Consider the following 21,814-nt stretch of genomic DNA (forward strand, 5'->3'; position numbering starts at 1 on the left):
TCAGATTTGTAACGATAGAAAATGCTTTGCGTCGAATTTAAAAGTTCTTTTGAATTAAAAGCAGCATAAGATTGATGAGAAAGAAAGACAAATTATGTCTTTTCAAATATGATTAGGTCAAGTTTCGTTTAGTTTAATAGTTTTTACAAAAAAACAAAGTATTGTTTATGAATATTTTTATTCTTTCGGTTAGTAAGCAAGTGTACTCTACTAAGCGACTTTATGAGGAGGCTATTTACCGCGGTCATCGTGTTAATGTAATTAGTCATGCTAAGTGCTCGGTAAAATTAAGTGGGGGTGATAGACACGTTATTTATAACGGAAATAATATTATTAATTGGCCAGATGTTATTATTCCTAGGATTGGGGCTTCTATAACTAATCATGGAGCTGCAATTGTAAAAGAGTTTGAAATGAGTGGCGTTTTCAGCACAGCGCGATCATTGGGAATTTTAAGAGCTCAAAACAAGTTAAGAACTTTACAAATAATGAACAGAAAAAATATTCCTATACCAGACACCGTTTTTTCTGTGAATACAGAGAATATTAAAGAACAAATTGAGCTACTTGGAGGAGCGCCAGTTATTATTAAGTTACAAGAAGGAACCCATGGCATGGGGGTGATTTTAGCCGAAACAGAGAAGTCAGCTAAGTCAATGATCGATACTTTATATACAATGAATACTAGTTTTCTATTACAAGAATTTATAGAAGAAAGTAATAATGAGGATATAAGAGCATTGGTTGTTGGAGATGAAGTTGTTGCTTCAATGAAGAGAAAGGGTTTGGATGATGATTTTAGATCTAATATTCATAGAGGAGGAGAGGGAACTAAAGTAATTTTATCTACCGGAGAACAAGAAATGGCAGTTAAGGCAGCTAATCTATTAGGTTTACCTGTAGCAGGTGTAGACTTTATAAGATCTAAAAGAGGGGCATTATTAATTGAGGTAAATTCTACTCCAGGACTGCAAGGAATAGAAACATATACGGGTATAAATGTAGCAGAAAAGATAATTAAATATTTAGAAAAAAATGTTCAGTGATGCATGTAAAAATAAAGAAATAAAAATAAGAAATGAAAGAGTTCAGTTGGGAGAGTCAAAATTAATCAAAATTCCAATTGACAGATTAGCAACAGGAACATTAATAGAGATACCTGTTTATGTTTTTAATGGAGATGAGTTAGGACCGACTGTTTTATTACAGGGAGGGTTGCATGGTGATGAAATCAATAGTATTGAATTAGTTAGAAGGATGCTTATTGATAAGCGATATAAAATTTATAAAGGTTGTGTTATTGTAATTCCATTACTTAATGTCTTTGGTTTTCTTGATTTGACAAGAAATATGCATGGAAAGGATGTTAATCGAAGTTTTCCAGGATCTAGATCAGGATCTCTTGCGAGCAGAATCGCCTTCTATTTGATGAAAGAATTAGTTAAAAATATTGATTTTGCAATTGACTATCATACTGGGGGTGCACAGCGAAATAATTTTCCACAAATTAGGTATACCCCAAAGGATCCTCAAAGTTTGAAGTTGGCAAAGGTTTTCAAGGCGCCTTTAATTTTTGGATCAAAATTAATTTCCAAATCATTTAGAAATGAGTGTTACAAGAATAATATACCTGTAGTTGTATACGAAGGGGGAGAGTCATTAAGGTTAGATGAGCGTGCGATTAAAGAAGGAATCAAAGGAACGTTAAGGGTTTTAAATTATTTCGGTATGATAGATGATAATTTAGCTGTTGAGAGTAGTCGAGAGAGTATACATTTAAAAAAAAGAAAGTGGGTGAGGGCGAAAGTTGCGGGTTTATTTTCTTCCACAATTGCTAATGGAGAATTTATAGAAAAAGGACAAGTTCTTGGGAGGATTATGGATACTTATGGAGAAACAAGTTATGCTGTTAAAGCTCCGATTAGTGGTTACATAATTGCAAAAAACAATTTTCCAATTATTAATATGGGAGATGCTCTATTTCATGTCGGAGAGATTTAATTATATTTGACTCTTAGTATATATATAGTAATTAACAATGATTTAGATTTAATTGATTTTATATTGTTTTAGTGGCTTAAATAGAATTAAAAAATAAAGAATTAAGATTTCCTGATGCTAATTAAATTATTGTTTCTCTAATGAATTTGACCTCTTAGCAAAATAGATTACCCATTACTTGAGTATACGTGTAACATAAACGTTGCCTCTACTTAATGCACTTCATTTATCTAAACTAAGGTTAGTGGCTCCCTAGTGAGCTTTGTTTTTTTAAAAAAATTACATTATCATTTACCAAGTTGATGAGTACTAATCTTGTAGAAAGAATATTTTCAGAATGCATATGAGCTACTCTGAGAGAATACCTGAAGATGAAAAGCTTTTGATCGCTATTCCATTTTAAATGCTAAGGTGCTTTAAATGTGTTTTTTAACTATGCAGATAATTGACTAAAAAAATAAAAAACCAATAAACTTTATTGAAATGGTCAGTTAGTATGTTTAAAAAGAGAAAACAGATTTAAAATATTACATACTTAACCATTGCTTAAATTCAGCAGCTTTATTTTTGCTTATTAAAATTTCTTCTGAAATTTTAGCTTTCAGTAAAATTTTTAATTGACTTTTTCCATATTTTATGATTTTATTAATCGCAGATATGCTAATAATAAACTGACGATTCGCTCTGAAGAAAAGGGTTTCGTCTAAATTAGAATGAATTTCATCTAAACTTGAGTTTGAGGTAGATTTTTTACCATCAAAACAAACAATGTAGGTTATTGTATTTTCAGTATAAATATATGCGATATCACTAATTAGCACAGGTACCAATTCGTTTCGAATATATGTTAGAATTCGGATTTTATTATTTTCAGAAGCTTCATTTATTTTTCCTGAAGTAACCGCAACCTCATTCGTTTCTTTTTCTTTTTTTTCTTGATAGGAGATTAAATCTGTATTCAATCTGGAAAGATTAATTACTTCATTAGCTAAATTAGAGTTTTTCATTTCAAGTTGTTTCTCATAACTACTTCCAATAATTCTAACGGCAGCAGATGATAAAACAATTACTAATATTCCCATGATTAAAAAAATCATATAGAAATTACGTTTTAACCTTTTTAATTGTTTATGAATGTTATTGATATTTACATTAGCAGCAACAATCAAGTCGGAACTTTGTACAGGTGCAATATGTATCACTTCTGAAATAGCCTTTTCATTTTTTCTAATAGCACTATTTGAAACTAGTAAATCATGTAAATTTTCGGAATTATTTTTTTCTTTCAATGATGCTAATAAATTAGGTTTTGAATTTACAGCTTCTCCAATTTTTGTAATATCTGGATGACATATTTTTTTCCCAGACCAATCGAAAATAGAAATGAACCATGTATCAGAACTACTTTTTGATATGATTTGCTGAAAGTTTTTTAAAATAGCTTTCTTATCATGGTCTGTTTTTAATTGAAAATTCAAGATACCAGCAATTTCATTTGCTTCTCTTTTACTCGTTTCTACCTGTACTTCTATTAATTGATTAGCACTTACCTTAATAAAATATTGAACTCCAACAACGGAAATTATAAGAAACACCACTGTAATGGCTAATACTGTAAATAAATATAACTTGTCTTTCTTCATTTTTTATATCATATACTCACAAATACAACTCGTTTTTTTCCTTTTTCAAACCCATTTTTTCTTTTCTCAACAAAATTGTGCTAAATTTATTAAAATAAATGAGTTTCTTTGAAATGGATTTTTCATTTTTCCTAATGATTAAAAAACAGTATTTATTTATTAACAGTAGTTTCGTTCTTTTATTTGGATTTATCTTGTATTGTTTTTTTACCAATACAAACAAAATTGAATACTCTGAACCTTGTTTTAGTATTGCTTCAGAGAGTCTTATGAAATTATATTCATATGACGAAAAACAAGCAGATAGCTTGTATGGAAATAAGGTAATAGAAGTATTTGGAAGAGTTAAAGAAGTTTCATTCCTAAACAATAGAAAAACTGTGTTTTTAGTAGGGAATTCAGAAAATACAAGTATTATTTGTGATATTGATGAAAGCCAACGAGAATTAGTTAATCAACTTAAAAAAAATCAATTAGTCTATATAAAAGGCGTTTGTAAAGGATATTTAAAAGATATTATTCTTCTAAACTGTTATTTAGACACTTTAAAAAACAATGAATAAACTCTTAGTTTTATTACTCGCTTTTCCAACTACTTTTGCTAGAGATTCGTTATCTAATCAATTTATAGCCAGACAAGGACAAGTCACTTTCTTTTCTTATGCTTCCTTTGAAAACATTGAAGCAGAAAATAATCACGTATTAAGTCTTATTGATCTTGACAATCAAAAAATAGCTATCAGTATGTTGATGAGAGCTTTTGTTTTTAAAAAAGATTTAATGCATGAGCATTTCAATGAAAGCTATATTGAATCTGATATGTATCCAAAAACTACTTTTGAGGGATCTCTTGAAAAATTTAATATAGAAGAGAATGGAGAACAAACCCGGTTGATTAATGGGATTATTACGATACATGGAATTTCGAAAGAAATAGAGGTAAAAACGACTATTTCAAAATCGAAAGAAGCAATTCAACTAAAGGGAGAATTTAATTTAACAGTGAATGATTTTAATATTAAAATTCCTCCAATTTTATCTAATAATATTGCCAAAGTTGTTTTGGTAAAGTTTAATCTCAACTATTTGCCATATGAAAGTAACTAAACTTATATTATTATTATTATTCCCTTCATTTCTTATTGCTCAAGATTTATTAAATCAACTAGATAAAGAATTTCCAAGTACACCAGTTTATGAAATTGCTACTTTTAAAACTACAAGAATAGGATTAGGGCACTCCATAGAAACAAGAAAACAGGGTGCTCTTGAAATATCTCTTTATAATCGGTTTTGGAATCATAAGGAAGGAACAACACAACGATTTTTAGCAGACGAAGTAAGTACTCGATTCGGTTTGGACTATGCCATTACAAATAACTTTACTATGGGGGTTAGCTATACAAATTTTGATAAAATTACAGAAGGTTATTTAAAATATAAATTTTTAAAACAGTTAAAAAAATCTAAAAAAATTCCATTGAGCATGGTCTTGCTTCAAACTATTTCTCATCGGAATAAAGAAGCATTACAAGAATACGATCAATATGGGGTACTTACATCTGATAGTAACAAATCATCAGTATACAGTTATACTTTACAGCTGTTAATTGCAAGGAAATTCAACACCAAGTTTTCAGCTCAATTTTCTCCTATTTTTATCACAAGAAATCATAGTGTTTTTGAAGGGCAACCCAAAAATCAGTTCGCTTTAGGGTTTGGAGCTCGATATAAAGTTGGAGGGCATGTTTCTTTTGTTTCAGAATATTATAAGGTTTTTAACACGAGCAAAATAGTCACATCTTACAATCCCTTTATGATTGGAGTTAATTGGGAGTTAAGTCATTTATTATTGCAGTTTCAAATTACCAACGTTCGAAATTATGCGGATGACACCTTTATTACTCAAACAAAAAATAATTTTAATTTTCATGACGGTAATTTTCATTTTGGCTTTAATGCTACTTTTGTTCTACACTTAAGTAAAAATGAAATGAGGAGTAATTACAAGAAAAAACAGTAAAAAAGCATTAAGGGGGGGTACGATTGTTTAATAAATATATATAATGGCAGTCCTTACTACTGTACTATAATTAAATAATACTTAAAATTATATAATATAATTTTAAGTATTATTTTAAAAAGTGTGTATTATTTTCGAGTGTTTAGTATAACTGGAATAGGTCTTGATTCTTGTTTAAGACCAGCACGAAATTCTTGTTCTTTTATAGAATGACTTGTGTCATAATGTCCAATAAATAGTAATCCTGCTATATGCGGAGCCGCTAATGAAGTTCCTTGATTATCGGAATCATTATCATTATCAAGAACTCCTTTGTTGGTTAAAATAGGTAAATTATAGCCTGGGGCAAAGAAATCGATAACTTTCCCAAAGGCACCTAGTACTTTTTCATTTTCATTCACAGCGCCAACAATATAAATTTGATCATGATTATCTGAAAAATAACTTTCTGGATAAGGATATTTATCTAAAGGTGCTGGGAAGTTTCCTGCTGCAATTGTTCCAGGGGCTTTTTTTTCTAGTTTTTTAAGAAGTATCTGAATTTCTTTCCAATTCTCTAAATCTTCGCTTCCCATAGCATCTAAAGGACGTAAAGACCCTAAGCTCATGTTCCACACATCTCCTGGTTTAATTTTATCGTTTACATAAGCCAAGGCATCTATTAAGATAGGAGCTATATTTCCTCTTTCATTAATAATTTTAATAGCTACAACTTCAGCTCCGGCAGCTACTCCTGTATAGCCATTTCCTAGCTCTTTTGCGGCCGCTACAGCAGCGACACTCGTTCCATGACCCCTTTGATCTGTCCATGCTTTAGGGTCTATATTGCCATTAGAATCTGGAGCAAAATTTCTGCTTAAATCTTCATTTATGTTTAAAGCATCTATTTTAGCAATTCCTGAGTCAATAATCCAAATCTTTTTTCCAGAGTAATTTTGGTCGTTTTCAACATTTTGATAACCAATTTTTTGAATTCCCCATGAAAGTTTATCTTTAGAGCGATTTCTTGTTTTTAGGTCATTTGAGATTTCATTTTGATGATCAATTGCAGTTATTGCAGAATCGTCGTTGGCACAAGAAGTAGCCAAAAGTACAGTTACTATCAACGATTTTGTCGATAGCATTTTAAATTTGCTTACCATTTTATTTTTTATTTTATTTTCGTGGCTAAATTACTGTTTTTTAGGATTTTTGTTTTTTATTTTTTGTTTTTTAACAAAAAATTATATTTTTTTTAATAAAACAAATAAAGTTTAATTTGAAAAGTGTGTTTAATTTTTTTTGTAACATCAATGAGAAATACTTTTGATTTAAGTGTTTTAAAATTAGATAATTTCATGAGTGGTAGTTGGCTTATGTCTAAGAAAAAAAACACTTAATGTACAATGATTAAACTATAGAGCGATTTTCATAGCTTTTTTATAAATTTCAGAAAATTGTGTTTTTTGACAAAAGATGTTTAATAAGTTTTTTTACGAAGAAGTTTTTATTTTGAACTGCAATTCGTGATACTATTTCTAATGCTAGCTACATTTTAGATGTTTCTGGAAAGGGTTATAAATACTAGATAAATAAGAAATTGAAGTCAAATTTAAACAAGGTTATTGCGTGTCTTATTCATCATGGTATAAGGTCTAATACTAGAAAATACTTTTTCATTTCTCACTTAAAAGCTAATAAAAAAATGGATGGTTATTAGTTATAAATTTTTTGCCATTAAATGAAGAAATAAGACTGTTGTTGTTTGGTTTTCAGTTTTAAAGGTGGCTGTGTTTATAAAACGTGACTTCTTTTCGAGACGTGTTTATTTCTTTTAAGAAGTAATTAAATTCAGTTTTATTATTACAGATATCAAAATAATATTAGAAGTGTTTAAACGATTTGTATACTACAATCTTTTAATAGTATAAAAATTGCTTATGAAAAGAAGAATAATACGCTTTGTTCATCCAAAAAGAACAAAGCGTATTTATATATTAATACGGTTTAATAATTTGATTTTTAGAGTTTCTAAAAATCAACTTTTATAAGTTTTTTGAAAGAAGAAAGTTCTTTATTTATTTATCGGTACGGTTACAATGGTGTTACCCCACCCCAAATACATATTAAATTTATCATCCTCTCCGTCAAAGGTAACTGAAAAGGCTTCAATATTATTTTTACTTTCGGATACTTTTGCTTTAACTCTTGCAATGTCCTCACTTTCCTTATAAAAATAAGATCCCCAAACATTTTTGGCACTACTCAAAATAATGGTCCATTCATTTTCGCTAGGAATAGAGAAAAGAGAATAAGTTCCTGGTTTTATTTTTTTTCCTCCGAAGTTTAATTCTTCATAAAAAGTAATTTCTGCAGCTTCATTTGCTCCAGTTCTCCATATTTTATTGGCAGGAGCTAGCTTTGAAAGGCTCCTACTTTTTAGTTGAGGTCTGCTGTATATAATTTTAATTTTTTTGTCAGAATTTCGATAGCTTGATGGGTAAGAAGCTGCATCCATCGGACTTTTATCCAAACTCGGGAATTTTTGTGCATTGAGCTCGTTTGAAGAGATTAGGGCTAAAACAAAAATAATAATTGATAATATTGATGTTTTCATATTTATGTTTTTTTATTAATTATTATGTGATTAGTCTCTAAAATTACTAATTCTTGCAAGATGAATTACTTTTTTAACTTAAAATTAAGGAATTAATTTTAATGCCTAGAAGTTTTTTGACTGGTTATAGTTGCTAAATAAATTATTAAAATACTCAATCCAAAAAGAGGTAAAATAATACCTAGGATAATTATAATAACATATAGCAATGGTGGTATTGAAAATGATTTAGGAATGTTGGGGATGCCTAAACTTCCTTTTCGTTTTCTTAATAGATATGACATTATTGCTGCCAAACTTATAAAGGTTAGGGCTACGGCAATAATAAACATTAACCAAAAATTCCACCCTCCTAGTTGTCCTTGATGAAATGCCATCAACCACAATCTGGCTTTCATTAAAGCGCCTATATCACCCCAGTTATGCGCTTTAATCAAATTTCCATTATATTGATCAAAGTGTATCATTTTTTGAGCTTTTAAGTCGAAAGTTTTATTATGAACACTAAAAGTACTCTTCTTTGATTTGGGTAATCCTATATACAACTCTCCTTTTAAGTCTTGATTTTTGGCTATTGTTATCATTTTATCTAAAGCAAGCGGATTTTTTTGGAGTTCTGAGGATAATCCATTGCCGTTCCATGTTTTAGGGTACCCTGTGTTTGTTATTTTCTGAATCCACTTAAATTCGCTACCGAAAACATCTGTCCATGGCAATCCTCCAGCCAAGGCTAACAAAAGCCATCCAGAAAACCAAAATCCTAGAATTGCATGTAAGTCTCTGTAAAAAATACGTTTACCTTTGTTTAATTTTGGAAAAAACACGCTCCTAACTTCTTTTTTAAAAGGCCACCAAATATAGAGTCCAGTGATAATTAATACAATCATCCAACAGGCTATTAATTCAATTATTTTTGTTCCAAAAGAACCGCCTAGAAGCTCACCATGTAGTTTTCTGATTGTATACATCCAAGTATCTTTCGGTGAGAACTTACCCGTTACTTCACCCGTATTCGGATCGACAAAAACTGATTTTTTATGACTGAACCTTCCCGCTACAAATTCAGTAGTAAGCTGGTCATCATTTGATACAATTATAGAGTTCAATGGTTGCTTTATATTCTTTTTTGCAATTAACCACTGCTGCTGATAAGAAAGCTTCGAAACCTTACTACTTAAAACCTTAGTCATAGATCTTTTATAAGCTTCTTCAACTTGAGGGTTAAAAAGATACACAGCGCCAGTAACAGATAAAACCATCACAAATGGTAAAGAAAAGAGTCCTGCTATAAAATGCCATTTCCACAACCATTGATTTAATTTTCTATCTTTCATATTTAAAATCAAGGGGATGCCCCTGTAGTTTAAAAGTTATATTTTATACCAAAATGAAATGCTCTTGGATTACCAATACTGTAGGTGTTTTCTCTTGACCATCGGCTATATAAAGCTCTTACAGCATAAAGTTTATCAAATACATTTAAAACCTGCCCCCAAACTTCGAATTGACGATAGGTAAAGTTCGCTCTTACATTGAAAACATTATGACCTGCATAGTTAGTTGTTCCAAAGATTGGGTCATTACTATTATCAGTTCCAACAATTGCTTGTCCTTCAAAACTTGTGTTATAAGAACCTACTTGTTCGTGTTCAATAGTGAATAAAATATCTTTTATTGGGCGATAATTCAGTGTAGTATTAGCTATATAATTGGGAGCTATTTGCATATTTGTATTTGAATAATCAATATTGTTTTCAAAAAAAGAAATATACTTATGTGTAGCGTAACTTCCGTTATAATTTATATCTAAATTATCTAATATTGAGTATTTTATTCCTAATTCGGTTCCAACAGATCTTGTTTTTCCTGCGTTTTTTTGAATAAAACTTCCGTCATCAGATCTTAAAGAAATTAATCGATCAAAACCGTCTAATTGGTATAAAGTAATATCAACTTTTAACTTTGAAGGAATCATAAAATACCCACCAATTTCATAGTTATGAAACCTCGATGGTTTTAATGAGAAAACTGACCCTGTATTATTTTTTCCGTTTCGGAATAACGTACTTATTTGTGGAGGTGTAAATCCTTTAGAATAATTGGAATAAATTCCAATATTTTTATGGAGGTCGAAGTTTATACCTAATTTAGGAGCTATATTTTCATAACTAACTGTTGTGTCAACAACTCCTGAATTACCCTCATCTAAATTATCATAGTCATACGTAAAGCCATCGTAACGTATAGCTGCAGTAAGCTTTACTTTTCTAAGTGGCGATATTTCAAATTGAGCGTATCCAGCATAATTAAAGATATCGGCATCATATTTCATAATATATTGATCATTTCTTACCGTATACCCAACGTTTTGCGCCGTTGCAGTATTTACATTAACATCAATTTTTTCCGCCTCATACGTTTGGGGTGAAAAGTCAGCCGTTGTTCCAAGAATTAAACTAGAGTTTGCAAAGCCGAAATTCATTTTGTGTTGAATTAACCCAACATAACTTTGAAACTTATTAGAATTGATTTCCCCTTTTCCTGTACCGTCTAAAACTCCAGAAACTCTATTTTGTCTGATTCTATAGGATGGGATTTGATTCATTTCGTTATTTCTATAAACAAAATTAATTGCAGTTTTGTGTGAATTATTCCAAGCTTTATTTAATGTAGATCTAAATCTGAACGATTTAGCGACTCTTTCTGTAAAAGTTTGATTGCTTTCATAATTGCCATCAAAATAGTTTTTTTCAGATAAAGATCCCGACATATCGGAGCGATAATCGATTAAAGTAATGCTATTAATCCATTGTAATGTTTCAGAAAAGTCATTTACATTTTTAAATGTTATTGCTGTTTTTTCATAATCGGAGTGTCCAATTAAACCATTATCTCTTCTTGCATGATGTCCTCCAACATAAAATCCGTACTTTTTATTCAATGTTGCCGATGCTTCCGCTTCATATCTGGTAAGTCCTAAATTATTGATTTGAAAACCTACCGAACCTTTAAGTTCTTCATTTGGTTTTTTTGTTATGAAGTTAAAACTCCCTCCAATAGCTTCGCTTCCGTAAATACTTGATGCTGGGCCTTTCAAAACTTCAACTCTATCAAAAGTAGTATTATTCATTTCCAACAGAGCATTATGGTTGAATACTGCTACAGGTCTAATAGGCAATCCGTCTTCTAAATATAAAAATAATGATTTTGTAGAAATAGGAGATCGGACGGCCATGAAATGTTGTTCATTACCAGAAGCTTTTGAGGTACTCATGAAAACCCCTGGAACTTGGTTAATTATCTGTTCAATACCAAAAGCCTTTGTCTCTTCAATCTGTTTTGCTGTTAGTAACCCAATTGATGCAGGTACTTCGCTTCTTTTTTGAATTTCTCTACTTGCTGAAACTACGATTTCTTCGAGCCCCTCATTTTTAGTGATTAACATGATAGTGTTTGTTAGACGAGGCTCAAGGATCGTCTTTTTTGTTTCATATCCTATCATAGAAATGGTTACATTACCATTAGAAGATTTTATGATGAAGTTTCCATTGGTGTCTGAAATAGTTCCAGTTGCTTTTTTTTCAGTAGAAAAGATATTAGCACCTACTAACGGAAGATTGTTTTCATCTGTTATTTTTCCTTTAAATTGTGTTTGGGAATTTACTGTAGTAAGGGTAACAAAAATACAGACAATTAGAATTATGTTTTTTCCGTTCATCTTTTATGATTTAAAAATTATAATTTAGGTAGACACTTGATCTATATTTTATTTGAATAGTACCTTGTGCAAGTTCCTGGTTAATCGGATACATCGTTAGAAGTCCAAGCGTAATTTTTTTTGAGTTATATTCTGCTCCTATATTGGAAAAGATAGCATATCCTTTTGTATTTCTAATGGGAATTCCAAGTATTTCATTGGGTTGATAAAACTCTCCAGATACACCAAGAGATGGGACGAATTTATTTTTCTTAACATCCTCAAATGCATAAAAAATAGTGGAGTTAAAATTAAATTGATTACCAAACTTGTATTGATCACTATTTTTTGTCTTTACAAAATAGTTTAGGTAGTTTGTAGCTCCGAAATTATTGTGCTTGAATATATATTGACAACTCGCTAAAAAGTCAATACTTCCTGTTCCTAGTTGAAAACTAGGATTAACAGCGTTATTGATAGTTTCATTAAAGGTACCTGTAGGAAGCTTCAACCCTGTTCCTAGTTTTAAAATATGATTATAGGAGAATATTTTATTTTTTTCTTTACGATACTTGCTGTAATTTTTGTTCAAGAGAGTATAATTTACAAGAAAAGAAATATCTCCTAGCCCATCAATTTTTGTTGTTTTATTTGAATATACTCTTTGATGAAAATGTATAGGCATAAATATTTGCGCCTCTAGATAATCTTTTATCACAGGAATTCTTGACCAAATCTGAATGGTATTAAAATATTCATTAATTGTTGGAGAGTTATCAAAAATACCATCTTTTGATTGGTATTTTTGGTGTAGGTATCTGATACCTATAAAGTTGTTTTCTATTACGCCTCCTAAACCTAAGCTACCTCCATTATTGCTACAGCCACAAGCATCACATTCTTCCATTATATGAAGGTGAAATTTAGGGCATGGATTATTGGCCTTTATCATTTGAGTTGCAAGAAATAGTGTTAAAAGTATGAGAATTTTACTCAGCAAACCTTTTGTCTGAAAGAAATTCATAATCTGTTAGTGTTTTTAAAAATGTTATTATATCGATCTTTTCTTTTTCATTTAGCTGTATTCCTAAGGTTTGATTTTCACCTCTTAGTAGGGGGTCTAAGTTTTCTGTTTCTTGTACCCCACTAGTATAAAAGTCTAATACGGATTTTAAGGAGCCGAATCTTCCATCGTGCATGTACGGAGCAGTTACCTCAACATTTCGTAGACTAGGTACTTTAAACTTGTATTTATCTTTTTCGAGTAAGGTAACTGTCATCCTTCCCAAATCATTTATATTAGGATTAATAGGGAGTCCGTTGTTTCTAAAGGAATCATCAGTAAACAAGTCTGAAGCATGGCAAGAGGCACATTTTTTTTTGAAAAGTTGTAAACCCTTTTTTTCTTGTGAGGAGAAAGTTACATCGTTCTCATTTCGCTTATATTGATCATATTTAGAGTTAGACGAAATCATCATATTCATGAATTGAGACATTGCTTTGAAAGTATTTTCAGCATTGATTTGTCCATCTTCAAAAGCCAATTCATAAAGTTTTTTATAATCATTGTTCTTTTTTAATTTCTGCATGACATTACTCACTGTTTCATCCATTTCAACAGGATTTGTAATAGGAATGATAGGGAATAAATCTAAATGAAATGCGGCTCCGTCCCATGAAAATTGTTTTTGATATGCCATATTTTGAATGGGTTGAGAATTACGTTTACCTTCTCGTTCTTCTACCCCATGACTTAAACGATGTCCGTGATGGGTAAATGCAAACTTTTGTTGATGGCAAAACGCACACGAAACTACCCCATCGGATGATAAGTTTCCGTCGTAAAATAGTTTTTTGCCTAATTCAAAACCTTTTTCAGTTATTGGATTTGTATTTAAATCATAGCTGGGTTCCGGAAAATTTGAAGGTTGCTCAAAAACCAGATCAACATTCGTATAAACTTCTTGATTTTTACAGCTCAAAAAAGAACCTAATAATAATATCACGAATTGTTTTCTCATGTATTAACAATTAGTTTAATTCATATGATGTATTTCTCCTTGGTACATTCAAATATTTTTCCTGTACAAAGAAAAAGTAGTATTTATTTTAAGATTTTGTGAAGAGAAGAGATCTGAAAAGCCATGACTTTATTGATTTTTTAGTTACTCGCTAAAAAACGTTTTTTAAATATGGTTTGTCAAAAACTCAATCTTTCTTTAATTTTCTTTTTTAGTGGTGGTTTGCATTATGCACATGATGGACGAAGAACATATCTTTACAGTTATCTGCAATTTTTAGTGCATTAGGTCCTCCCATCACTGTCGACTGATCAGCAAGTTTAATCTTTTCGTTACCATCCAGCATTGCACTAGCATTAACTTTGATATGCAATTGAGGTGATTGTTCATTACTAACAATAGCTAAATCCATTGGTAGTTCAATTTCCCTATACAGATCGTCACCATTACTACCTCTGCTAGCTATATGAAGCATAAAAGGGGCATCTTTTTCTTTATCATCAGATGTAAAAGTACCCTCTAAAACTATAAATTTATAGCCAGCTTGCCAGCTCCAGGTAAGATTATAATCTTCTGCTAATGTCCAAAAGTCACCTTGAACTGCTTGTCCCTGAAGAAATCGTTCTCTGTCAACTCCGATCCCAAACTTTATTTTTGTATATTTTCCTGCAGGTATGTCTTTTAATATAATTCCAGTATTCTTGATTTTATCATTTCCGCCTTCGCTAATAATAAAGTAGTTGTTTTCTTTAAGGTATTTTATTTCTTCTCCCTTATCAGAGATTAAAGTAAAGTTACTTACGATATAGTCAAAAGAGGTTATTTTTAATATTTCTTCATTAGCATTAGTATACGCTGATCCTAATATCAATTTATCATTTTTGAATCCATTATCAAATTCAATTTTAACATTGTTTTTTCCATCCAAAATAGAGTCTAGTTCTTCATTGTTACCACATGAAGTAATTATAAGTAGGGTGATTATAAGTATTGTTATTTTTTTCATTTTTTGTTATTTAATACATCTACTCCCAATGAAACATGAGTAGAATAGGTAAAAGTATTTGTTTAGGTGTTTTCAAGTAGCGATCTGCCATCTAATACATATCTATGTTTCAAGTACCATAGATTGTAGAAGACAAATAGTCACTCACATAATAGGGGTAAAGAAAATAAGTATATATAAGAAATAATGCTTAGTAGTATCATCAATGTGTATCTACTAAAACACATACAGTTGTAAAAACATCTTTTCTATATACACTACGATTTTATGTAACTGGTGGATGAAATACTTTTTGAATTCTTAAATAAAAGTAATTTTCAATATGATTAAAGTGATCTTTTAAGTAAAGTGAAAAGCTATGCTGCGGGATTTGTAAACTTAAAATGGATATGAAACCAATCGGATACTCTTCAATTAAAATCTCTAACGATTTAAAATCGTTCTCCTCTTGTTGCTTAAGTTTCTTCACTAATTGACATTTTCCGTTACAACGCATTTCGGGCTTATCTTTGTTAATGCACAACACTTTTGAAATGTAGTCATAATTTATAACATACTCTACATAGGCTTTGATAGGCCTAAGCATGGCTATAAAGTAAAGAAATACAAAAAGATATGTTATTATATTTTTTAACAAGATTTATAGTTGTTTAAGAAATAAATTTTAAACAGAAATTTGCGTAACAAAAATAGCTTTCCTCGTCCTTCTTTCAAAAAAAAACATCATGAATTTTATTTCTAGATAAGAAGGAAAAATGTTCGATAAGGAACACTTCTGATTTAAATTATTCTAATTATAAACATCAGTTTAATTGATTAATATTATTAATTTTTTAAATTTCTATGCTGAGTATTAGAAATGATTTCTAATATCACCTATGTGTTATTTAAGGAATATTTTTTTGATTAAAATAGATGTATTACGTCATAATTAATTTTTATAAAGTTAACAATGCAAATATAGTAAGGATACCTAACAAAATGAAATTTCTTATAAAGAAATATTTTAATTGTTGTTTTTTTTAAATAAGTTTCTGAAAGATAGTTTTTTATGTTTTTTTAAAAGATCAAATTATCGACTTGACATACTTATAATCAGATGATTTTCTATATCTGATGTACCGATAGTGTTTATATCTTGAATATCTTAATGTGGTAATCAGTTAGTTTTTCAAATTTAATTGCTTGTTCAAGTAAGTGTAAATTTTAGAGAACTTCGCAATAAAAATTGCATGATTTAATAAAGGCGATTTTTGAAAAATTAATGAGGCTTTGTTTAATTTTAATTTATTCTAAATAAAAAACGTATATTTGCAATGATTTACTTAGAAAGATGATTGTTTTTTACCAAGATATTAAAAAGCTGATGTCCGTTTCTAGCTCGGAATTAACAAATATTAATATACGTAATTCGTGCAGTGATTTGTGTTCTTCAAATTGTATAAAACCAAAGAACAAATGTTGTAATAAATATTTGAAAAAAGGCATCAATTGTAAAAGATGCCCTTTAATATTTGAACTCAAGGCTGTTTCTTAGACTTGTTCTACGTTTAATAAGAAGTAGTTTTTCTTACCTCTTTGGAGCAAAACATATTTATTAGCTATTAAATCTTTATTGCTTATAGTATAGCTTTCTTTCACTTTTTCTTTATTTACAGATATAGAATTTTCTTTTAAAGCTCTTCTCGCGTCTCCATTAGATTTTAAAAAATTTGTCTTAGCGGCTAATGCACCAATCATATCCAATCCTTCAGAAAAATCTTCGTTAGAAACAGAAGCTTGAGGAACTCCATCAAAAACATCTAAGAATGTTTGCTCATCCAAACCCTTTAAATCTTCCGCAGTAGATTTCCCAAACAAGATATTCGACGCTGCAATTGCTTTATCTAATTCTTCTTTTGAATGTACAAAAATCGTTACCTCCTCTGCCAATCGCTTTTGTAAAACTCTTACATGAGGTGCTTCTTTATGTTCTTCAATTAAACTATCAATGGTTTCTTTATCTAAGAATGTAAAGATTTTAATATACTTTTCAGCATCTTCATCCGAAGTATTTAACCAAAACTGGTAGAACTTATATACAGATGTTTTGTCAGCATCTAACCATACGTTACCGCCTTCAGATTTACCGAATTTAGAACCATCTGCTTTGGTAATCAATGGACAAGTAGCTGCATATGCTTTTACCTCTTCTCCAACATTCATTCTTCTCACTAATTCAGTTCCAGTAGTAATATTTCCCCACTGATCTGAACCACCCATTTGAAGTTTACAATTGTGCGCTTTATGTAAATGATAGAAATCGTATCCTTGAATTAACTGATAAGTAAATTCTGTAAAACTCATTCCAGCTCCACCTTCGCCAGAAATCCTCTTTCTTACAGAATCTTTTGCCATCATATAGTTTACTGTAATTCTTTTTCCAACATCACGAGCAAATTCGATAAATGAAAAATCTTTCATCCAATCGTAATTGTTCACCAATACTGGAGAATTTTCAGCACCATTATCAAAATCTAGAAAACGCCCTAATGTTCTTTTAATTCCAGCAACATTATGCGCTAACGCTTCTTCATTTAAGAGATTACGTTCATCTGATTTTCCAGATGGATCACCAATCATTCCTGTTGCACCTCCTACTAAAGCAATTGGCTTGTGCCCAGCCTTTTCAATGTGTACTAACAAAATGATAGGGACTAAACTACCGATATGTAACGAATCTGAAGTTGGATCAAAACCAATATACGCTGTCGTCATTTCCTTTTGTAATTGGTCTTCTGTTCCAGGCATAATATCGTGAATCATTCCACGCCATTGTAACTCTTCAATTAAATTCTTGGTCATATCTTTATCGTTTTAAGTAAACAAAGATACATTTATCAAACAAAAAATTCTATTTTCGTAATATGATTTTAGTAACGGGAGGAACAGGATTAGTCGGATCGCATTTATTATATCATTTAGCATTGTCTAATGACAGTATCTTAGCTATTTACAGGAGAAAAGAAAAATTAGAAAGTGTAAAAAAAGTTTTCTTATACTATGGCAATAATATTGATGAGATTTTTCATAAAATACAGTGGATTAAAGCTGATATTACGGATATTCCATCTCTAAGTAGAGTTTTTTCATATCCAGTTACTAAAGTTTATCATTGTGCAGCATTAGTTTCTTTTGATCCATCAGACTATAAAAAAATGCGTGATATAAATATTAATGGAACAGCTAATATGATTAATTTTTCTATTGATTTTGAAATAGAAAAATTTTGTTTTGTAAGCTCGATTGCAGCTATAGGAGATTCTTTAAATGAAAAATATATAAATGAAGATAATGAGTGGTCTGATGATGGTAGTCAACATGGTTATGCAATTTCAAAGTATGGAGCTGAAATGGAAGTTTGGCGTGGTAGTCAGGAAGGGCTAGACGTTGTTATTGTAAATCCAGGCGTAATTCTTGGAAGTGGATTTTGGAATGAAGGATCTGGTTTACTATTTAAGAGAGTTGATAACAATTTTAAATTTTATACGAATGGAATTACAGGTTTTGTATGTGTAAAGGATGTTGTTAGAGCCATGATTAGTCTGGTAGAATCAAGTATTGATAATGAGCGTTTTATTCTTGTTTCAGAGAATAAGTCATTCAAAGAAATATTAACGATGATAGCAAAAGAATTTGATAAAAAAGCTCCGAATGTAAAAATTGGAAAATTTTTTACTGAATTTTTTTGGAGAATTGACTGGGTAATAACCAAATTATCGGGAAAAAAGCCACTACTAACAAAAAATTCAGCACGTTCATCTCATTCTCAATCGTTTTACACTTCAGAAAAAATCAAACAAATAATTAGTCATGAGTTTACGCCTATTGCAAAATCGATAGCTCTTATTTGTCAGGATTATAAATTGAAAAAAATGAATAGACAATAAATCTTATAATAAGTTTTTAGGTTTGTATAAATAAAATATGTTATTGAATTACAATTGTTTTCTTGATTTTGTCTCTTTTTCTATTAAACTATCGTTACTTTTATTAGTTTCTTTTAGCATTTCAGTAAATAGATCTTTTTGAGACATGTAGTATTTTCTACTTTTATCGAGCCTTAAACTATCAATCTTATATTTTGACTGAATAGAATCAAAATAGTAAATACGGTTTTTAATTAGCTTATTAGGTTTTTTTACTTCCATTTTTTTTTGAAAATGCTGTACATACTTCATGATGTCGATCATGGTGTCTTTTGGAATTAAATCCTTAGGTTTTACAGTATCTTTAGGTCTCGAAATGAGAGGGGTTTTTGTTTTTATAATATCATTAGGTTCCACCTTTACAGAGTCTCTGGCTCTTTTTTTATTACGATATAAAGTGCTAAGACTATCAATATTATTTTTTACCTGCTTTAAAATCTCAGAGTATTCATCTACTCTAGAGGTATAGTATTTATTACTTTTATCAAATCTGGTAGTGTCAATTTTATATTTATCGTAGATTAGAAAAATATAACTAGGTTCTTTTTTTTGAAGTTTGTTTTTTAATTCTTTAGCGGATGATGCTATATACATATCTGTTAAAAAAGCTACCATTGTATCTTTCGGAATTAAATCGTTTGGTTTTTCATAGATAGTATTACTCGAACAAGATACCAAAAGGTTTAAGAAAATAATAAAGATTATATTTTTCATTGTCTTTCAAATACTAAGCGTTTACCTTTAACTTGATCATTAAATATACCATCATTATATATAAGGTTACCATTGACAAAAGTATGTGTTATTTTAGTAGAAAACTTTTGTCCTTCGAAGGGAGACCATCCACATTTATATAGAAGATTGTTTTTTTCTACCATCCAGTTTTGATTAGGGTCAATTAGGACTATATCTGCGTAGTACCCTTCCTTGATATAACCTCTTTTTTCTATATTAAAAAGAATCGCAGGATTATGACTCATTTTTTCAACAGCTTTTTCAATTGGTATAACGCCTTCTTTTACTTTTTCAAGAATAGCAATGACGGCGTGTTGAACAAGAGGGCCACCACTAGGAGCCTTGGTGTATTTATTGTTTTTTTCTTCAAACGTATGAGGAGCGTGATCTGTTGCGATTACATCAATGCGATCATCAAGCAGTGCTTCCCATAAAGCATCCCTGTCATTTTCTGTTTTTACAGCAGGGTTCCATTTAATTAACGTTCCTTTTTCATCATAGTCTTTATCTGAAAACCATAAATGATGAACACAGACCTCAGCTGTAATTTGTTTCTCTTTTAGCGGAATATCATTTCTAAATAATTCCATTTCTTTTGCTGTCGAAAGATGAAAAACATGTAATCGCGCCCCTGTTTTTTTAGCAAGCTCAATAGCTTTTGATGATGATAAATAACAAGCTTCTTCACTTCGAATTATCGGGTGATTTTTAATAGGAATATCTTCACCATATTTATCAATAAATTCTTGGGTATTCTTGCGGATTGTTTCTTCATCTTCGCAATGAACCGAAATAGGTAATTTTGTTGATGAGAAAATTTTTTCTAGCACTTCCTCATTATCCACTAACATGTTCCCTGTTGATGATCCTAAGAATAACTTTACTCCAGCCACATTTTTAGGATCTGTTTTTAATAATTCTTCTAAATTATCATTTGTTCCTCCAAACATGAAGGAATAGTTAGTATAAGACGTTTTACTAGCTATTTCAAATTTATCTTCTAGTAAATCTTGAGTAGTTGCTTGCGGAATGGTATTGGGCATTTCAATAAAAGAAGTAATACCACCAGCAACAGCTGCTTTACTTTCTGTTCCGATGTTTGCTTTATGTGTTAGTCCGGGTTCACGGAAATGTACCTGATCATCGATCATTCCAGGAATTAAATATTTTCCTGATGCATCAATAATGATAGCGTCATTAAATTCAATATTTTCAGCTATTTGTTTTATATAAGCACCTTCAATTAAAACATCACCAACAAAGGTTTTATTTTCGTTTACAATTTTTGCTTTTTTTATCAGGTATGATTTCATATTATTTAGGTAATCCGGTTAATCTCATCTTTATAACACCCAAAAAAGCTTCGAAAAATATGCTACCGCTCATTTTAGATTCTCCTTTAGTTCTATCAGTAAATATAACAGAAACTTCGTTTATTTTAAATTTGTGTTTCCAGGCTTTGTATTTCATTTCAATTTGAAAAGCATATCCAACAAATTTTACCTTGTCCAAGTTTATAGTTTCAATAACTTTCCGTTTCCAGCACACAAAACCTGCAGTTGTATCGTGTATTGGTATCCCCGTTATAAAACGCACATATTTTGATGCGAAATATGATAAAAGTACTCTGTCCATTGGCCAGTTTACTATGTTTACTCCAATTGAATATCTAGACCCAATGGATACATCAGCTCCTTCTTTTTTGCATGAATTGTAAAGTTTTACCAAGTCATTAGGGTCATGTGAAAAATCGGCATCCATTTCTATTACGAAATCATATTTTTTAAGTAGTACCCATTTGAATCCATGAATATAAGCTGTACCTAAACCATTTTTACCGGCTCTTTCTTCTAAAAACAATTGTCCTTCATATTCCTCTTGCAACTTTCTCACAATGGCTGCAGTTCCGTCTGGAGAATTATCATCAACAACTAAAATGTGAAATTTTTTTTCTTGACTAAAAGTTGCCCTTATTATAGGTTCAATATTTTCTCTTTCATTGTAAGTGGGAATAATAACAATTGTATCTGACATCAGATTTTTTTATGAAATAAGTACAAATATACATTAATTTGTTGCTAGTTTTTCCTGATAAAAAAACTAATTTTTTAAAATTGAATATAT

19 protein-coding genes are annotated in these 21,814 nt (G+C 30.3%); 6 read left to right on the plus strand and 13 right to left on the minus strand.

Features of this window, described 5'->3' with window-relative positions:
• The first annotated feature begins 167 nt into the window (after window positions 1–167).
• Both ACSIGE_RS09930 and ACSIGE_RS09935 read left to right on the plus strand, forming a co-directional pair.
• On the plus strand, window positions 168–1,046 hold the full coding sequence (locus ACSIGE_RS09930) for a RimK family alpha-L-glutamate ligase (protein ID WP_440879721.1): 879 nt from the start codon (window positions 168–170) through the stop codon (window positions 1,044–1,046).
• A complete protein-coding gene (locus ACSIGE_RS09935; RefSeq protein ID WP_440879722.1) occupies window positions 1,036–2,001 on the plus strand; it encodes a succinylglutamate desuccinylase/aspartoacylase family protein in 966 nt (321 codons plus the stop codon). Before ACSIGE_RS09930 ends, ACSIGE_RS09935 begins: the two co-directional genes overlap by 11 nt.
• A 527-nt stretch (window positions 2,002–2,528) precedes the next feature.
• Here the strand turns inward: ACSIGE_RS09935 and ACSIGE_RS09940 are convergent.
• Window positions 2,529–3,644, minus strand: a complete 1,116-nt coding sequence (locus ACSIGE_RS09940; RefSeq protein ID WP_440879723.1) for a LytR/AlgR family response regulator transcription factor — start codon at window positions 3,642–3,644, stop codon at window positions 2,529–2,531.
• Window positions 3,645–3,742: 98 nt separating this feature from the next.
• On the opposite strand from ACSIGE_RS09940, the gene ACSIGE_RS09945 reads away from it, so the two are divergent.
• Genes ACSIGE_RS09945 through ACSIGE_RS09955 form a run of 3 tightly spaced genes read left to right on the plus strand, consistent with a single transcriptional unit; the run spans window position 3,743 to window position 5,667 of the window.
• Window positions 3,743–4,207: an OB-fold protein gene (locus ACSIGE_RS09945; RefSeq protein ID WP_440879724.1), complete on the plus strand. Its 465-nt coding sequence runs from the start codon at window positions 3,743–3,745 to the stop codon at window positions 4,205–4,207.
• Window positions 4,200–4,751, plus strand: a complete 552-nt coding sequence (locus ACSIGE_RS09950) for a YceI family protein (protein ID WP_440879725.1) — start codon at window positions 4,200–4,202, stop codon at window positions 4,749–4,751. Before ACSIGE_RS09945 ends, ACSIGE_RS09950 begins: the two co-directional genes overlap by 8 nt.
• Window positions 4,738–5,667: a DUF5777 family beta-barrel protein gene (locus tag ACSIGE_RS09955; protein ID WP_440879726.1), complete on the plus strand. Its 930-nt coding sequence runs from the start codon at window positions 4,738–4,740 to the stop codon at window positions 5,665–5,667. Before ACSIGE_RS09950 ends, ACSIGE_RS09955 begins: the two co-directional genes overlap by 14 nt.
• A gap of 128 nt (window positions 5,668–5,795) precedes the next feature.
• Here ACSIGE_RS09955 and ACSIGE_RS09960 read toward each other — a convergent pair whose 3' ends face one another.
• The 9 genes from ACSIGE_RS09960 to tyrS all read right to left on the minus strand — a co-directional run bounded on the left by ACSIGE_RS09960 (window position 5,796) and on the right by tyrS (window position 17,831).
• On the minus strand, window positions 5,796–6,791 hold the full coding sequence (locus tag ACSIGE_RS09960) for a S8/S53 family peptidase (RefSeq protein ID WP_440879727.1): 996 nt from the start codon (window positions 6,789–6,791) through the stop codon (window positions 5,796–5,798).
• Window positions 6,792–7,720: 929 nt separating this feature from the next.
• On the minus strand, window positions 7,721–8,263 hold the full coding sequence (locus ACSIGE_RS09965; protein WP_440879728.1) for a DUF2911 domain-containing protein: 543 nt from the start codon (window positions 8,261–8,263) through the stop codon (window positions 7,721–7,723).
• A gap of 98 nt (window positions 8,264–8,361) precedes the next feature.
• Window positions 8,362–9,597 carry a PepSY-associated TM helix domain-containing protein gene (locus ACSIGE_RS09970; RefSeq protein ID WP_440879729.1) on the minus strand — a complete coding sequence of 412 codons (1,236 nt, stop codon included), beginning with the start codon at window positions 9,595–9,597 and terminating at the stop codon, window positions 8,362–8,364.
• 29 nt (window positions 9,598–9,626) lie between these two features.
• A complete protein-coding gene (locus ACSIGE_RS09975; RefSeq protein WP_440879730.1) occupies window positions 9,627–11,981 on the minus strand; it encodes a TonB-dependent receptor in 2,355 nt (784 codons plus the stop codon).
• 10 nt (window positions 11,982–11,991) lie between these two features.
• Window positions 11,992–12,984 carry a transporter gene (locus tag ACSIGE_RS09980; RefSeq protein ID WP_440879731.1) on the minus strand — a complete coding sequence of 331 codons (993 nt, stop codon included), beginning with the start codon at window positions 12,982–12,984 and terminating at the stop codon, window positions 11,992–11,994.
• Window positions 12,950–13,981 (minus strand): cytochrome-c peroxidase, encoded by a 1,032-nt coding sequence (locus ACSIGE_RS09985; RefSeq protein ID WP_440879732.1) that lies wholly within the window; start codon window positions 13,979–13,981, stop codon window positions 12,950–12,952. Before ACSIGE_RS09985 ends, ACSIGE_RS09980 begins: the two co-directional genes overlap by 35 nt.
• A 211-nt stretch (window positions 13,982–14,192) precedes the next feature.
• Window positions 14,193–14,987, minus strand: coding sequence for an MbnP family protein (locus ACSIGE_RS09990; RefSeq protein ID WP_440879733.1), 795 nt, complete (start codon window positions 14,985–14,987; stop codon window positions 14,193–14,195).
• 265 nt (window positions 14,988–15,252) lie between these two features.
• Window positions 15,253–15,624 (minus strand): hypothetical protein, encoded by a 372-nt coding sequence (locus tag ACSIGE_RS09995; RefSeq protein ID WP_440879734.1) that lies wholly within the window; start codon window positions 15,622–15,624, stop codon window positions 15,253–15,255.
• A gap of 896 nt (window positions 15,625–16,520) precedes the next feature.
• A complete protein-coding gene (tyrS, locus tag ACSIGE_RS10000) occupies window positions 16,521–17,831 on the minus strand; it encodes a tyrosine--tRNA ligase (RefSeq protein ID WP_440879735.1) in 1,311 nt (436 codons plus the stop codon).
• A gap of 62 nt (window positions 17,832–17,893) precedes the next feature.
• Here tyrS and ACSIGE_RS10005 point away from each other — a divergent pair, with 62 nt between their 5' ends.
• Window positions 17,894–18,916, plus strand: coding sequence for an NAD-dependent epimerase/dehydratase family protein (locus tag ACSIGE_RS10005; RefSeq protein WP_440879736.1), 1,023 nt, complete (start codon window positions 17,894–17,896; stop codon window positions 18,914–18,916).
• A 48-nt stretch (window positions 18,917–18,964) separates the two neighbouring features.
• Here ACSIGE_RS10005 and ACSIGE_RS10010 read toward each other — a convergent pair whose 3' ends face one another.
• From ACSIGE_RS10010 to ACSIGE_RS10020, 3 genes are read right to left on the minus strand one after another with little or no spacing between them, the layout of a single operon-like run.
• Window positions 18,965–19,669 (minus strand): DUF4296 domain-containing protein, encoded by a 705-nt coding sequence (locus ACSIGE_RS10010; protein WP_440879737.1) that lies wholly within the window; start codon window positions 19,667–19,669, stop codon window positions 18,965–18,967.
• Entirely contained in the window at window positions 19,666–21,003 is a 1,338-nt protein-coding gene (locus ACSIGE_RS10015; RefSeq protein WP_440879738.1) for a dihydroorotase, read from the minus strand. Before ACSIGE_RS10015 ends, ACSIGE_RS10010 begins: the two co-directional genes overlap by 4 nt.
• Window position 21,004: 1 nt before the next feature.
• On the minus strand, window positions 21,005–21,724 hold the full coding sequence (locus ACSIGE_RS10020) for a polyprenol monophosphomannose synthase (RefSeq protein WP_440879739.1): 720 nt from the start codon (window positions 21,722–21,724) through the stop codon (window positions 21,005–21,007).
• Between the last annotated feature and the right edge of the window lie 90 nt (window positions 21,725–21,814).

Source organism: Tenacibaculum profundi, assembly GCF_052050075.1.
GTDB lineage: Bacteria > Bacteroidota > Bacteroidia > Flavobacteriales > Flavobacteriaceae > Polaribacter.